This window comes from Mesorhizobium sp. M0045 (assembly GCF_040323385.1).
Taxonomy (GTDB): Bacteria; Pseudomonadota; Alphaproteobacteria; order Rhizobiales; family Rhizobiaceae; genus Mesorhizobium.
In genome coordinates this window covers 181,640-196,401 of record NZ_JAMYUY010000009.1, presented here as the reverse complement: position 1 = coordinate 196,401, position 14,762 = coordinate 181,640, and the positions used below count along the sequence as shown (strand labels likewise).

At 61.5% G+C, this 14,762-nt stretch carries 12 protein-coding genes; 5 read left to right on the top strand and 7 right to left on the bottom strand.

Annotated features, from left to right (window positions below; translation table 11 throughout):
* Positions 1-635 precede the first annotated feature (635 nt).
* Together NKJ72_RS16880 and NKJ72_RS16875 are read left to right on the top strand one after the other, a co-directional pair.
* A complete protein-coding gene (locus NKJ72_RS16880) occupies positions 636-1,007 on the top strand; it encodes a VOC family protein (RefSeq protein ID WP_352478357.1) in 372 nt (123 codons plus the stop codon).
* 846 nt (positions 1,008-1,853) lie between these two features.
* On the top strand, positions 1,854-2,318 hold the full coding sequence (locus tag NKJ72_RS16875) for a hypothetical protein (protein ID WP_352478355.1): 465 nt from the start codon (positions 1,854-1,856) through the stop codon (positions 2,316-2,318).
* Between the two features lie 37 nt (positions 2,319-2,355).
* Here NKJ72_RS16875 and NKJ72_RS16870 read toward each other — a convergent pair whose 3' ends face one another.
* The 3 genes from NKJ72_RS16870 to NKJ72_RS16860 form a co-directional block, all read right to left on the bottom strand.
* Positions 2,356-3,030, bottom strand: coding sequence for a LuxR C-terminal-related transcriptional regulator (locus NKJ72_RS16870; protein ID WP_352478353.1), 675 nt, complete (start codon positions 3,028-3,030; stop codon positions 2,356-2,358).
* Positions 3,027-4,529 (bottom strand): sensor histidine kinase, encoded by a 1,503-nt coding sequence (locus tag NKJ72_RS16865; protein WP_352478351.1) that lies wholly within the window; start codon positions 4,527-4,529, stop codon positions 3,027-3,029. Before NKJ72_RS16865 ends, NKJ72_RS16870 begins: the two co-directional genes overlap by 4 nt.
* Before the next feature lie 88 nt (positions 4,530-4,617).
* On the bottom strand, positions 4,618-6,135 hold the full coding sequence (locus NKJ72_RS16860) for a S10 family peptidase (protein WP_352478349.1): 1,518 nt from the start codon (positions 6,133-6,135) through the stop codon (positions 4,618-4,620).
* A 274-nt stretch (positions 6,136-6,409) separates the two neighbouring features.
* Here NKJ72_RS16860 and NKJ72_RS16855 point away from each other — a divergent pair, with 274 nt between their 5' ends.
* On the top strand, positions 6,410-6,913 hold the full coding sequence (locus tag NKJ72_RS16855; RefSeq protein WP_352478347.1) for a hypothetical protein: 504 nt from the start codon (positions 6,410-6,412) through the stop codon (positions 6,911-6,913).
* 89 nt (positions 6,914-7,002) lie between these two features.
* Here the strand turns inward: NKJ72_RS16855 and NKJ72_RS16850 are convergent, their stop codons facing one another.
* Complete coding sequence (locus NKJ72_RS16850) at positions 7,003-8,337, bottom strand: four-carbon acid sugar kinase family protein (RefSeq protein ID WP_352478345.1); 1,335 nt, start codon at positions 8,335-8,337, stop codon at positions 7,003-7,005.
* 4 nt (positions 8,338-8,341) lie between these two features.
* Positions 8,342-9,604, bottom strand: coding sequence for a 3-oxo-isoapionate-4-phosphate decarboxylase OiaX (oiaX, locus tag NKJ72_RS16845; RefSeq protein ID WP_352478344.1), 1,263 nt, complete (start codon positions 9,602-9,604; stop codon positions 8,342-8,344).
* Positions 9,605-9,787: 183 nt separating this feature from the next.
* Here oiaX and NKJ72_RS16840 point away from each other — a divergent pair, with 183 nt between their 5' ends.
* Together NKJ72_RS16840 and NKJ72_RS16835 are read left to right on the top strand one after the other, a co-directional pair.
* Positions 9,788-10,501: a transcriptional regulator NanR gene (locus tag NKJ72_RS16840; RefSeq protein WP_023720267.1), complete on the top strand. Its 714-nt coding sequence runs from the start codon at positions 9,788-9,790 to the stop codon at positions 10,499-10,501.
* Positions 10,502-10,780: 279 nt separating this feature from the next.
* On the top strand, positions 10,781-11,749 hold the full coding sequence (locus tag NKJ72_RS16835) for a GlxA family transcriptional regulator (protein WP_352478343.1): 969 nt from the start codon (positions 10,781-10,783) through the stop codon (positions 11,747-11,749).
* 73 nt (positions 11,750-11,822) lie between these two features.
* On the opposite strand, the gene apnL is transcribed toward NKJ72_RS16835, so the two are convergent.
* Both apnL and NKJ72_RS16825 read right to left on the bottom strand, forming a co-directional pair.
* On the bottom strand, positions 11,823-13,730 hold the full coding sequence (gene apnL / locus NKJ72_RS16830; RefSeq protein WP_352478342.1) for a D-apionate lactonase: 1,908 nt from the start codon (positions 13,728-13,730) through the stop codon (positions 11,823-11,825).
* Positions 13,727-14,761: a Gfo/Idh/MocA family protein gene (locus NKJ72_RS16825; RefSeq protein WP_352478341.1), complete on the bottom strand. Its 1,035-nt coding sequence runs from the start codon at positions 14,759-14,761 to the stop codon at positions 13,727-13,729. The genes apnL and NKJ72_RS16825 overlap by 4 nt, the downstream gene beginning before the upstream one ends.
* Between the last annotated feature and the right edge of the window lies 1 nt (position 14,762).

The window sequence follows — 14,762 nt, the reverse complement described above, 5'->3', positions numbered from 1 at the left end:
ACCGGAGATAATTGTTTCGTGGTCATGTGAAAATCGCCTGGCAAAGCGGCGGAAACCGGTTCGGTCGGAGAGGCCTGTCGGCATCAGGTCTGCTCTACGCTCTGCATCTGCCGGATTTCGGCGATCTGTCGGAACCGGCCATTTGCCACCACGTTGAGTGCAGTCACCGCGGCCGGATTGTCGCCTTTTCATGGGCTCCCGATAGGCGATTCCCTTGAAACGGATATCGCGCACTGCCGCCAGAACGTCGCGCCGGCTCGGATATCCCTTGGATACAGTGCTGGCGTCTTTGATCGCGGCAAGAAGAAGACAGGCCGAATCGTGGGCGTTCACGGCATAATTGCCGATCGGTCCGAAGCGCGCTGCATAGCGCGCGGCAAACTCGGCCGAACCGCCACCCTGCCCGGTTCGGGCGTGGCGGAAAGCACAAGAACGTCTTGGCCAACACTGAGCTTGCGCTTATCGGTTCCGAACGCCGTCAGCAATGAGACCAGTCCTCACGTTGCCCGAACCCGGCTTTTGCCGGATATCTCTTGACCGATTGAGCGGCCCGCGCCGACAATGGCATTGGGAAGATGGCGGGATGTCGCCCACGGTGTTCGGCACCACTTGGCGAAAGCTGCGAAAGGGTTGTCATGGATTGGAAGCTGGAACTGGTCCCGGTCCCCGTATCGGGCGTCGACAATGCCATCGCCTTTTATGTTGGGAAGGTCGGCTTTCACCTCGATCATGATCACACGGTAAGCGACGAGATACGTTTCGTGCAATTGACGCCGCCCGGTTCGGCCTGTTCGATTGCCATGGGCAAAGGCATCGTCGACAGCACCCCGGGATCCATACCGCGTCTGCAGCTGGTTGTGCCCGACATCGATGAGGCGCACCGGCATCTGGCCGCCCAAGGCATCGAGGTCAGCGATATCAAGGATTTTCCCTGGGGCAGATTTGTCTTCTTTGAGGATCCTGACGGCAACACATGGTCTGTCCAGCAGCTCCCTCCTCGCAACTGAAGCGGCGCGCTGCGGCAGGACGATGCTCAACCCAGACGCGATGACCAAAAGAAAAGGCCGGACTGTTGAGCCCGGCCAAGCGTGAAGGTCTGTAACCTCCAGAGGGGAACGCGCCGGACGCAATGGGAGGAGACATCCGACGCAATCCGCATATGGGTCGCTACTGGTGACGTTTCAATGACATGCAGTGGACCAACGTCGCCTCGCCATAGAGCCAGGAAGGTAAAGCATTCGAAGGGACCGGTGGATCGCGCCGCCTGGTGGACACAAAGGTCGCCGAATGCAGGCGGCTCCTTGCATAGGGACTTCAGTCTGTAGGCCTGTCGACCAAGGGCCTGCACAGCCGAACTTTGGTCCGAAGCTGCTATCGCAAAAGCCCGAAACGCGAGAGTTTCAGGAACCGAGTTCAGAAGAGCCCCGTTGCGATGCCGACTGTTACAGGAGGCCGCTATGGATTCGAGCGTTCACCAGGCGCGTTGGCTGCTTTTTCCGTTATTTGGCCTGTGTTTCGGGATCGCAGCCATTGGATTTATTGTTGGCTGACGGTGAGAACTCGGCGCCCCCGCCGAGAGACGCAACGAAGCGAAGGCAAAAGACTTGCGCAGTAAATAGTCCCTTCCTGCGCCAGCGAGACCCACCAGTTACCATCGTGGGGCTGGTGGGTCTTGACCTTACCGATACAAACCATTGTTTTAAGCATCACACGAATTCGAACTGGAGGCAGCACGACAGGTCCGTATGATTAAGGGGATTTCCGCCATGCGAGTGGCAAGTTCGTTGATGACGACCCGGAGACGAAGGACCGGATCTTCGCGAGGACGTCATGTCGGCATTTCTGTAGTCGTTTTGACCTTCGTTCTCGTCGTGAGCCCCTATCGCGTCGTGTTCGACGGACTATCGCAGCCGCTCGGCCCGCAGGCCGCCTGGGCCAAAGACGGCGGGAACGGCAACGGCAATGGCGGGAACGGAAATGGGAATGGGGGCGGCAATTCCGGCAATCCGGGTGGAAACTCCGGCAATTCGAACTCGAACGCCGGTGCCGGCAAAGGCAAAGCAAAGTCGCAGGACGACAATCTCCCTGATCCCGCCGCTGCGGTAACCCCGGGCAGCAGGCCAAAACTCTTTATCAATGCAACCACGGGAGACCGGATCGAGGTGAGTGGGCCGAGCATTGGCGTGGTGCATTCGAACGGCCTCAGCGAGCGCGTTGATAGCGGCCAATATGAAATGCGGGATGCCAAGGGCCGTACCATCATTCGGCGCCTGGCGACGCGTTCCGATCGGGACAGGTTGCTTGAAATGATCAACTGAGGCCGGTTCACATAGCCGCCTGTGCGGCAATTTCGGCTCAAGCATGATCGCGAACAGGCGAATGCCGGCGCTCAGTCGCATCGCGTAAAGTCATTGCGGCTTCGGTCCTGTTGCTGACGTTGAGCTTGGCCAGGATTCGCGTCATGTGGTGCTTTATCGTTTTCTCATGCAGGTTCAGCCGAAGCCCGATCCGCTTGTTGCTCAGTCCCGCGGCAACCAGCGTCAGGATCTCCCTTTCGCGGCTGGTGAGTTCGGCAAGTCCGTCGGCTTTCGCCGGCTCATTTGATTGAGCCGACAGATCGGCCAACAGGCGTGCCGACAATTGTGGACAGACATATCGTTCGCCCGACGCTACCGTGCGCAGGATCGTAGCCAACGTCCTCGATCCGACCCCCTTCAGAACATAGCCCCTTGCCCCGCTCTGCAATGCGGTCATCACGTGCTGGTTTTCTTCCGAAACGGTCAGCATCACGATTTTCAGTGCCGGATGGCTCTCGAGGGCCGGTCCGATCACGCTGAGGCCGCCTCCGGGCACCGAGATGTCCATCAGCAGAATGTCGGGCCGCCGGTCTTCGACTATCCGCAAGGCATCATCCCTGCTGCTTCCTTCGCCGACGATCTCGAACCCGCCGATCTGATCGAGCGTGCGCACAACGCCTTCCCTGAACAGCGGGTGGTCGTCAACGATGGCGAGCCTGATGGCTGCTGTCATGTCTGCCCCATTTCAACGATGTTGAGAGCCATTTTCACGATCGTGCCACTTTGTGAGGACGTCACGGTAAACTGGCCCCCGAGGCTTTCCACCCGCTCGCGCAGCCCAACAAGCCCCAGCCCCTCGGGACGCACGATTTGTGGATCAAAGCCGGGGCCGGCGTCGGACACTTCGATACAAACGCGTTCGCCGTCGAAATGTTTCTCGACCGACTGACCTTCACCTCCGGCATGACGGAATCCATTGTTCAGCGTCTCCTGGACGAAGCGGAAGATACAGATCCTGGCCGCTGGCGACAGCGGTGTATGGCCGCCGGTCATCGATAATCTTACTTTGACGCCGGTTCGTTCTTCGTGCGCCTGTACGGCAATCTGGAGAATTTCACGCAGTTCGGCATGCTCTATATGCGGCAGGACAAGGCCCTTGCTGATGCTCCTGATCTCGCGCATGGCATCGTCCAGATGTGCTTTGATGGCCCGCAATTCCTGCGCACGCTTCGATTGCGGCGTAGCAGGATCGGCAATGACCGGGCTATCGATCCCCAGCGCCGCGAGAGCAACCAGTTGCGCGGGGCCATCGTGCAAGTCCGCGCCGATGCGCCTGAGATAGCGTTCGTTGAGTGCGGTGGCACGCTGCGAAGCGCGCTGCACCCGCAGCCTCAAAAATCTGTTTTGAGCGAGCAGATCGGAAAGCTCGGCAATGCGCTGTTTCAACGAGCGGCTCTGCGAACTGATCGTGCGGCTGCCACGAAACACGATTGCCGACAGCCCGAGAAAGAAGGCCGCTGTGACCGCGGCAACGTCCAGCCAGGTTCGAATGAGGGCCTGATGCAGGTTTCTTTCAAAATCAGTGGCGACTTCGTAGAATTCCGAAACGGCCACCACTTCCCCCGACCATGGCTGCAGCACCGGATTGTAGATCTCGAGGAGATGCAAGCCGCTGGCTCTTTCGGCCTCGCTGTCCGGATCGTCGAGCCTGTCGAACTCCGAAACCATTTGGCCGGCGAATGCCGCCCGGAGATTGTCGCTGGGTTCAAAGCGCTTGCCGATCAATGTCTTGTCGGTCGAATACAGGATGGTTCCGTCGCGACGCCAGAGCTTGAAGGATTCGAGCCTTGTGCCGAGTGCCCCTTGTCCCAGCGTTTCATCGAGCGCATGGGCTACGCTCTCGTCGAGGACTTCGCTCTTGCGCATATCCGGAAGCAGCGGTGCAATAACGCTGTCCACGTAAAGAGCCGTAGCGGAAGCCGAATTCTGCGTGACCACGGTTTCTATATGGTTCGTGACTGAAATCCCCACCACCACCATGGCCGACAGGGAGAATAGACCACCCGCGAGCAGGAACTGCGTGGCCAGCGACAGCGCATTCCAGCGGTCAACGAGGCTTGTCAGCCTGTGTGGCCTGGTATTCCGAATGGCCCGCTCGGCAGCACGCCGCGCCAGTGGCGCGATTCTGGAGAGCCGGCTAATCCGCTGTCGAACGTCGCTAAAAGACGCCATCCTAGGTGTGTAACCGATCAATCGCGATGGAACTAGGGCCTGATGAGAGGGCGAACAGCGCATCCGGCGCTTTTTTGCGCAAATCGTCTCATTGCGTTATTCGGTAAAGCTCGGACGCAGCCTGCTTCAGCGCCGCCCGCCCATCCGGCCTCAGATACATCATGTGCCCGCCTTCCAGCACCTCGCTGCGAATCGGCTTTGCGCCGGCAAGCGAAGGAATTTGACCAAGCAGGTAGCGCGAGCCCATGTACGGCGTCACCAGGTCGCTGTAGCCGTTGACGATCAGCACGCCGAGGCTGGGGTTCAGCGTGCGCGCCTGCTGAAGGTCGTCCATGACACCCGCATAGCCCTGACGCGTCGGGCTCGTTCCATAATCCCAATTGCCGCTGACTTCGCGGTTGAGAAGCCGATAGCTGATATCCGTACGGAAGTTCAATTCATCACGCACATAGCCGACGAAAGCGGAGGTAAGCGCCGGCACGCTTCGGTCGAGCACCGGATCGGGACCCTCGACTCCCAGGCTCTCTGGCGCCACGTCCGCCGTTGCGATGTTGCCGTCATAGGCGCTGAGAACATTGCCCTTTGCCCGTGCAAACTCCTTGGCGAACAGCCCTATGGGAATGCGTGCAAAGTGCCGCTGGACGAGATCGAGCGGCAGACCGGTGATTGCGGCGACACGCTGGCTCGCTAGGCGTCCACCCTGCTCCAGCCCACCTGCCAGCGCGGCCAGATAATCGCCGAGCGCATAGCGTTCGACTTCCGCCAGCCGCTTCTGCAGGGCCGGGCCGGAAACGCCTTCGCTGTGCAGGCGCACTGCCGCCAGCGACGGCAGTTCCAGCGCCCAGTGGAGCGGCTGGAACTCGTCCGGACGCACCAGTGTGAATTCGAGGGCCGGCGAAATCAGCACGACGCCGCTCGGGCTGATGCCGATGTCTTCCTGAAGCTTCCTGGCGAGCAATGCTGCTCGAAAGCCGCCATAGCTTTCGCCAGCCAGGAAGACAGGCGATGCCGTACGGCTGGTCTGCGCCAGATAGAGCCGGATAAACGCGCCTATCGACGCGGCGTCCTGGCTGACGCCCCAGAAGCTGTGTGCTTCCGTGCCGGGCGCTTCACGGCTGTAACCGGTTCCGACAGGGTCCACAAAGACCAGGTCGGTCATGTCGAGCCAAGTGTTGGGGTTGTCGAACAGCCTCTGCGGCGGCGGCAGGAAACTTCCATCGGCCGCTGTCGCCAGAACCCGCGGACCGAGCGCGCCCAAATGAAGATAGGCGGAAGCTGCTCCCGGACCGCCATTGAAAACGAAGGTGATCGGGCGACGCGGATCCGGTCCCGTTTCTTTCCCGGCGTGCAGAGCATAGGCGACATAGAAAATCTCGGCGGTGATATCGCCTTTGCCGGACGGTAACGACAGCGTGCCGGCCCTGGCCTCGTAATCGAGCGTCCGTCCGGCAATGACGATCGAATGATCGGAAGTCTGCGGCGGTGGCAGGAGCGAGAGAACCCCGCCTGTGGGCGGCGGCCGCTGGGCCGTCTCCGCATGACCGACCCCAGTTCCGGCAACCAGCAGCAGAAGAGCGAGGGCGATTTCTTGCAGCTTGATAGGCATGACGTCTCCGGAGCAATTGGCTGGAAACTAGCACACCGTCGGCCGAACCAAAGTCACAGCACCGTGCGCCAGTACATCTGACAAGAAGGGATCGGGAATCCGATACCCAGGCGGAAGATAGGGCGCGAGGGTCACGGCGGCAGCCTCAACCTCTTGCAGCAGATGCGTGCGGCGGAATGACGTGCCAAACGACTTCGTGAATTTTCTACCGGTTGACTCGATTGGCCCACTTCCTAGGTTGGCATTCGGGGCTCCCGTGCAATCCGAAGTTGGTATGATATCTTTCCACACCCGAAAGCTTGCCCTTCTCCTTCTATCGGCGGGCGCCGCCATCCTGTCTTCCTGCGTCATGCCAGACGACACGTCGAGCACCGCGAGGGAAGACGCCACGGCGGCGGCAGCCCGCAAGGAGATGGTCGGCCTTAGCGAGGCGGACGTTCGAATGTGCGCCGGCTTTCCGACCGCCACTGCCGATGTCGGCAAATCCGGCCAGATCTGGACCTATCAGCGGGTCGTTCAACGCGGCAATCTCAACATTGTGGTTCCGACCGTGGCCATTGGCCCGGTCCCTGCGCTCGGAGGTTCCGTCAACGTCGCCCCCGGCGGCTATTGCAACACGCAAATTCGAATGGTTGACGGTCGTGTTGCCGAGGTTGCCTACGCCGGCGACAACAACCTGCCGAACAACCGCGATGCGCTCTGTGTCAGCACGGTGGACGCCTGTGTCGCCTATGCCCGTCAGTATCATCCAAGCAGGGCAATGCGCCGTACAAGATAGCGGGATGAGTGGTATTGCCGCCGACCTAAACGTCTGGGGTTTCTGGATCTCGATCAAGCATCACCGATTTGAACTGATGTTCCCCGCGCTCAGCCGCCGACCCCATCGCGAATAGCGGAGAAATAGCGGTCGGTTCCGACCTGCCCGCCCTTGAGGGCAATTTCCAGCCCGTCGATCGCCTTTATGCGCGAATGCGCCACACAAAGCGGCGAGCCCGGCGATGCCGGCAGCGGCATTCGCACCGTCAGCGCGTCGACGCCCATCTGGCCAAGTGCATGGCTCGACGTGTCGCCGCCGGCGATGACCACGCGCGGCAGGTTCTCTTGAAGCGTCAGTTCGCGGAGAAGCTCGCCAAGGCCGCGGCCGAGCTTATGGCGGGCGCCCTCCCTGAGATCGATTTCAGCACCGCGCTCGGCCGCAGGTCCGAGCGCGGTGTAGAGGATGACGCTGCGCCCGGCCCGTAGGCTGGAGCGGCCGGTTGCGACCGCGCGCGCAATAGCGTCGTTCGAAGCCTCAGAAACCAGTTCGACCGGGTCGAGCTCGATCCCGTCGAAGCCTTCGGCCAGGGCATGCCGGATCTGTCGTTCCGTCGTCGGCGAGCAGCTCCCCGAGACCACGGCGATCCTGTCGGCAGCGCCCGGCGGCGAAAAGGCAGATTTGGCATCCACGATTCGGCTCGATGCCCATTCGACCAGCAAGGCATATTCGATGCCCGAAGAGCCGACGACGAAATAACCGCCCGGCTTGCGAGCGCGCCAAATCTCCTTGCCGGCAAGCGCTTGGGTTTCCAGGCTGTCGACATCGACAAGCACGATACCTGTGCCATCCTCCACAAGCCGGTCGAATGCTTCCGACCGCGACGCAGCCTGCAGCGTCGCCAGGTCGATCAGGCCCGAGCTGAGGTCTGTCTGGCGCGACAGATGGATCAGCAGGTCGGATTCGTCCATCGGCGTGACCGGATGGCGGCTCATCACGGGATGGCGGTCGATGCGGAAATATTTTTCGCGATAGGCCGCGAACAGATGACCGAACGCGGTGTAGCGCTTCAGCTGCGGCGCGCCGACCACCAGCGGCACGCCGTCTTGCCGGAAAACCGAGCGGCCGATCTCGATCGCCCGGCCGATGCTGCCGATCGCCGGGCTGGAATCGAAGGTCGAGCAGACCTTGTAGTGGCAGATCTCGGCGTTGACGGTCTTCAGCCAGGCGAAGGCATCTCGCAGATGCGTGTCCATCCACTGCGGCGTCTCGCTGCGGCTGGTGCCGGCCAGCCCAAGGGCGCGGCAATGCGCAAATTGCGAAAGCAGCGCCTCGTCCGGCTGGCGCATGAACAGCACGGTCGGCACGCCGCCGAGCTCGAGCGCCTCCATAACGTCGGTCGAGCCGGTCAGGTCGTCGCCATAGTAACTCAGAAGCAGGTTTTGCATGGCGTCAGGCCGCCTCGCCGCCGCCGAACTTCTCGATCGACCGCGCCAGCTCGATATGGCTCAAGGCATAATCCGCCAACGGAATGTCCTGGACCGCCGCCTGCCAGGCCTGCTGCACGGCGCGCACGCCGGCGCCCGGCCCGTCCGGGTGGCTGACGATGCCACCGCCGCACAGATAGAGAAGATCCACCGTCCGGCCGGTTCGCTGGAACGTTTCAGGCGCCTGCCCGCCCCACTGGCCGGAACCGGCGACCGGCAATGCGCAATCGGCCGGCGAAAAGATCGGCGTGGCCACCGCCTTGAAGGATTCGACGAAGGACCAGTCGGGTTCCCAGTATTTCGAGGCGATGCCGTTGATCTGGAACTGGTCGACGCCGAGCAACCGCCAGAACTGCTGCCAGACCTTGAAATCCATGCCGAGGCCGGGATGGCGGGTGAGAATGTCCCAGCCATTGCGGTGGGCATGGAGCACAAGGCTGGAGCGTTTTCGAAGGTAAGCCATGCCGCCGAAACCGATCGAATTGATGTTGACCACGGCGCAATTGCCGCCGGCCTTTGCCACCAGGTCGTGGTTTCGCATCATCTCGTCGGGATCGGCATGTGAGATGCCGAAGGCATACATGACCTTCTTGCCGGTCTTCTGCTCGTGGTCGAGGATCAGCGGCATGATTGCCCTCACCCGCTCCGACAGCGGTGAATAGGCCGGGCTCATCAGCTTCTCGTCGTCCTTGATGAAATCGACGCCGGCGGCAATCAGCTCTTGCACCATTGCGGCCGTCTCGGGCGGGCGGAGCCCCAGCGCCGGCTTGACGATGGTCCCGATGATCGGACGATCCGCGACACCGGTCAGCCTGCGGCTGCCCGTGACGCCGAATTGCGGGCCCGGATGCGCGCCCCGGTACTCCTCGGGTAGCCTCATGTCGACGATCCGGATACCGGACAGGCCCTTGATCGAAAATGTGCCGCCGATGGCGATGGTCATCAACGCCGACAAATCGGTGCCGATGGCGTCTAGCGGAAACGCGATGTCGACGTCGGCGCGCTTGACCGGGCCATTGCGCGTTTCGGGACCGGTTTCAGGAAGAGACGGCCGATCCGCATCGGGCAGATGCCGTATCGCCAGGACTCGCGCCGCGACCCTGGCCTTGAGCTCTTCGGTCTCGCCGGCCAGCGCGACGAAGGTTCCGGTCGACTGGTCGCTTGCGATCTTGGCCGCCAGCGCCTCGATATTGCCGGGCGTTTCGATGCGATAGGTGAGAACAATCATATTCGCGCGGCCTGCCGGGGTGGTTCGAAAAAGGTTCCTTGGCCCTTGAAATCTGGTATAATGAGTACATAAGCTTTGCAAGCCCTATCCGGCTGGGCAGAGCCGGACGAGCCGGCAGCAGGCGTTCCGGAATTCGCGCCGAAAATGCTAGATAGGGGCCGGTCAAAGGAGTGATTCGCGACGATGAACCGTTCGGAGCCGATCGTCCGGCGCAAGCTTTCCGACGAAGTATTCTTGAGACTGAAGCGCCTGATCACCAGCGGCGAATTGCTGCCGGGTGACGACATGCCATCGGAGCGCGAATTGATGGAGCGCTTCGAGGTCGGCAGGCCGGCGATCCGCGAGGCAATGCAGGCGTTGAGCAATATGGGCCTCGTCGCGATCTCGCATGGCGAACGGGCGAAAGTGCTGCAGCTGACCGCCAAGTCGATCATCAAACAGGTCGACGGCGCCGCCAAGATCATCCTGTCGTCGTCGAAGGACACGCTGGAGCACCTCAAGAACGCGCGTATCTTCTTCGAGCGCGGCATGGTCAGGGAGGCCGCGGAGAAGGCAACCGCCGAGGACGTGCAGCGGTTGCGCGCAACGGTTGCAGAGCAGCGCAGCCATCGTGGCGACTCGGAAGCCTTCATATCCGCCGACATGAAATTCCACACCCAGATCTCGGCAATATCCGGCAACCCGATCTATGTCGCCGTCAGCGAGGCAATGCTTGGCTGGCTAAAGGAATACCACACCGAAATGCTGATCTGGACCGGCAAGGAAAAGTTCACGCTGACCGAGCACGAAGAGATCATCGGACGCATCGAAGCCAAGGATGCGGATGGCGCCGAGAAGGCGATGATCAAGCACCTCGAACGCTCGCGTGCGCTTTACGTGATGAACTCCGGCAGCTGAAAACAAGAGCAAGGTCCCGACCGGCGTAGCGGCCGGCACCTGCTCTCGGCCTACTGACTGACCACAGATCAGCCTGAGCCCGGACCGACGCAGTTTTCTGTTGCCCTCTGAATCCGATGTATTTGCCGCGTGTTTTCATTCAACGATTTCCGCGGCCCCGCCTTCATCAGCAAGCCCGCATAGGCCCTCCTGGAGCCCGCGCGCTTGTTCTGGAATTGGCAATTCTTGCAAAGACTATGCTAGGCTTGCCATCCACGAGAACGACACTGGAGTACCGCAATGGCTGTCAGGAGCCTCCACGTTGTGATCTGGCTGCCGTCGAATTTCTATTCGGCCGTCGTCTCGACGCTCGTGGAAATGTTTCAGCTTGTGAATGACGTCTGCCGTTCGCAGGTTCTCTCCTGTGAGTTCGTTTCAAGGAGCGCGCCGTTGGCATCAAGCACCGGAATTTCTTTCCCGACAAAAGCTCAACCATCCCGGAAAATGGATGTCCTGATTCTCATTGCCATGCCGGGTGTCGAGATTCCGGAGCTTCTGCGCTCGCTCGACGAGGAGAGTGAACATTCAAAACCGCTGATCGCGCTCGCGCAGCAGCAGGACGCAATCATCGCAGCACATTGCGGCGCGTGTTATCTGCTCGCCAATTCGGGATTATTGGACGGTAAACGCGCGACGATATCCTGGTGGCTGAGAGCCGAGGCAAGCCGCCGGTTTCCGCAAGTGCGATGGGACGCTTCCCGGCTCCTCATTCGCCAGGACCGCCTCTACACATGCGGAGGCGGGTTTTCCGGACTCGAACTCGCCAGGGCTTTGCTGATCGATCTGGGCTTCTCGAAGGAAGAGCGGATCATTCGAAAACTTCTGGTTCTCCCGCCGCCGCGCACATTCCAGAGTCCCTACGAATTTTCCCTCGATGGAATTTCGAACGGGGCCAGCCCATTCGAGGACAAGTTGCGTGAACTCTCGAAAGACAAGATGTCGGAAATCGATCTGAAATTTCTGGCAACCGAATTGGGCATGTCTTCGCGAACGCTGTCTCGCAGGTTTTTCGACGAACTCCAGACAACGCCGGGAAAATGGATCCAGGAAAGGCGGCTGGAGTTGGCAAGGTCCATGCTTGAGGAAACGAAACTGAGCGTTTCAGAAATTTGCTATCGGGTGGGTTATCAGGACGTCGCCTCGTTCAGCCGTCTTTTTTCCAAGACAACTGGAATGGCACCGGGCGAGTTTCGAAAGCAAATCCGGTGACAACTCGGCAGGGGAGTGCTGCGGCTACACGCAACCGCTACGGAAGGCTACCCATGAGCCTCGGCAAATGACTTCAGCCGATCCTGACGATTGCGTAGGGTGTCATCACAAGATGGTCTCGGCCCGACGTATCGCGCGGAATCTGGCGTGACAGTCGTCCATCCCAAATCTTGAGAGGACCCTGATCGGAGCCGAGCCCGGAAACGTCGACCGGAACGTCGACCGGGGTAAGGTTCGCCAGCCAGATGATGATCTTGCCTGTCTGGGAGCGGCCGGCAAGTGCCAGCACTCGCCTCTCATCGGTCGTTGTCGCCGCCACATGCGCATGGCCGGCCAGATCGCAAAGTCCTTTCACCGCGTGGAAAATCGGCCGGGGTGTACCTTCTTCGACAGGTTCGCCCGACGAGGCCAGCACGCCGAATGGTCCGGTGAAGCTGCAGAGCGTCAGCATTTCGAGTTCGGCCGGCGCAACACGTGCGGCATAGCCGATCGTCCATGCGGCTCCGAACAGCCCGGTATGGCGAGGGTCGCGGTCGGCCATGGCAATGCGCTGACTGTCGGGATTGGCCTTGGTCGCACCGCCATAGGGGTTCTGGCGCATGGCAATGGTCGACGGCCCGATCCGATAGGGTTTTGCCCCGAAGATCGCCCTCACCGCGGCTGTGATGGAAGGCAGCGCCTCCAACGATTGCATGACGCTGAGATCGTCGGCGGCGTGCACGATCGGGCAGGTACAATGCGTGACGAAATCGAGCGGGTCGGCCGGCACACGCTTGCGATTGAGTTCGGTGAAATAGCTGAACATGCCGCCGCCGAGGCGGCTGTCGGGAAAGGCGCGCCGCGTCGCGGCATAGACGTCCTCGAGCGGCGGGCAGTGCGGCCACGCGCTGCCCGGTGGCGTCGACTGCCGGTCGGCCGAGGGCGAGACGGCAATGGCCGAAAGCTCGAGCCCGGCCTGCCGCACCCTGTCGGCGACGCCTGAAAGCTCGGCATCGAGATCGCCGTCGCCGGCAATGACACATTCGAGCGTTGTCCGGACCGGATAGGCGGCGGCGAGCTGGGCGTAAGCCCGCAAGACGTCGAGCTCGTGGCCGCGCGTCGGGTCATAGTGGAACATCAATTGCTGCGGGCCAAGCTCGGACAGCATCGGCAGCTTGCCCAACGCCGCCTCGACCTCATCCGGGTAGATGATCACGCCGATATCCGGCAGCACCGGTCCGGCTTGGCCGAGCGTGATACGAATCGGTTCGGCGCTTGCCGCGGCAGCCGGCGCTTTCCCGCCATCCTCCATCCGCAAGCTGATGGTCTGGCGGAAGGTCTTGCCGGCAGGCAGCACGTATGGCCATGGCAGCGCGAGCGGCCGGACATAGGTCTTGTAGGAGGCATCCGACCAGTTGCGCTGGTCCTCCATCTCGAAAACGTCGCCTTCCATCCGGCATTCAGCGGTGACGCCCGGCCGGACCTCATGGGTGATCGCCCGCAGGTCTTTGAAAGGCTGCCAAGGATCGATCAGCTCTGGAAGCCTGGTCGCGACCACGCTGCCATCGGTATGCTCGACCGTGACCGGGCTGCCGGCCAAGCCGGCAATCGGGTGCAGGATGCAGAAGCCGCAGCGATTGGTTTCGAAATCGCTCTCGGGAAGAGCGCTCACGTCGAAGACCAATTTGCCATCGGCGGAGCCCTTGATGGTGGCGCGGAAGTCGAGCCGGCTGCCGTCCGGTGCCCGGCAATTTGCCGAATAGCTGACGGAAAAAGCCTCGGCATTTTGTTCGATGGCAAGATCGGCCAGTCTCGGCTCGTAGGTGCCCCAGTCGCGATCCCTGACGATGTAGGCGATAGCGCGCAGAACTTCGGTGCCTCCATGCCGAATGGTGCGGAGATTGCCGTTGACGAAGTCCGCCGTCAGCGCGCCGGCTTGCAGCCTGACCGGTTCGGCTTCAACGTCACGTGTGCCGTAGAGGAGGAAGGGGTCGGCTGTCATTTCAGCAAGGCGTCGAGTTGCACCGGCTCCCGGCTTGCGGCGCCGGCGTACGCTGCCTCGACCAGCGCTAATGTCTTGAGGTTGTCCGCGCCCGAGGTCGCGGGCTCGGTTCCGTTGGTCAGGCAATCGACCCAATGTTTTTGAATGGCGACGACGCTTTCCTGGATGTTGTGCCACGGCCGCGATGCCCAGGCGAGCAGCGGCGGCGAGACGTCGCTAACGACCGTTCCGCTCCTGCCGGTGACGGTGAGGCGGTGGCCCTGCGCCAGCCGGATCGTGCCATCCTTGCCGTCGATCTCGATCAGCGTCTCGGGGAACGGCTCTGTCGCGAGCTTGCTGGCGTAGCTACAGTCGACCACGGAAGTGGCGCCGCCCGTGTGGTCCATCAGCATCGTCGCAACGTCCTCGCCGGTTATGCCGGGATTGACGCGCGCCGTTCGCGCGGTGACCGTCGAGACGTCGCCCAGCAGAAAGCGGGCGATGTCGAGGATATGAATGCCTAGATCCTCGATAATGAAGCGCCTTCCGGTCGCCAGATAGGGCTGGCCGGAAAACACGTCATAAGCCGATCGGAACGAGATCCGTCCGAAGAAGGGGGCGCCGATTTCGCCGCTGTCGAGCACCGCACGCACCGTCTGGATCGGCGACTGCCAGCGAAAATTCTCATGCACCATTAACGGCACGCCGGCGTCGGCGCAGGCTTTCACCATGGCCTTGGCGTCGGCAAGCGACGGCGCGAACGGCTTTTGGCAGATTACCGGAACGCCACACTGCGCCGCCATCTCCACCAGCGTTCTGTGGCTTGGTGCGGTGGTAGCGATGTCGACGAAATCCAACCTTTCGCCGGCAAACAGCGCAGCAGCGTCGGTATAGCGCCGCGTGATGCCGAACTGGTCGCCGACGACCCTCAACCGGTCCGGATCGCGGTCGCAGATGGCGGCAATCGAAGCGCCCTCTATGTCGCGCCAGGCATGCATCTGGTTGACGGCAAAGAAGCCGCAGCCGATCAGCGCGCCACGCAGCTCCGCCATG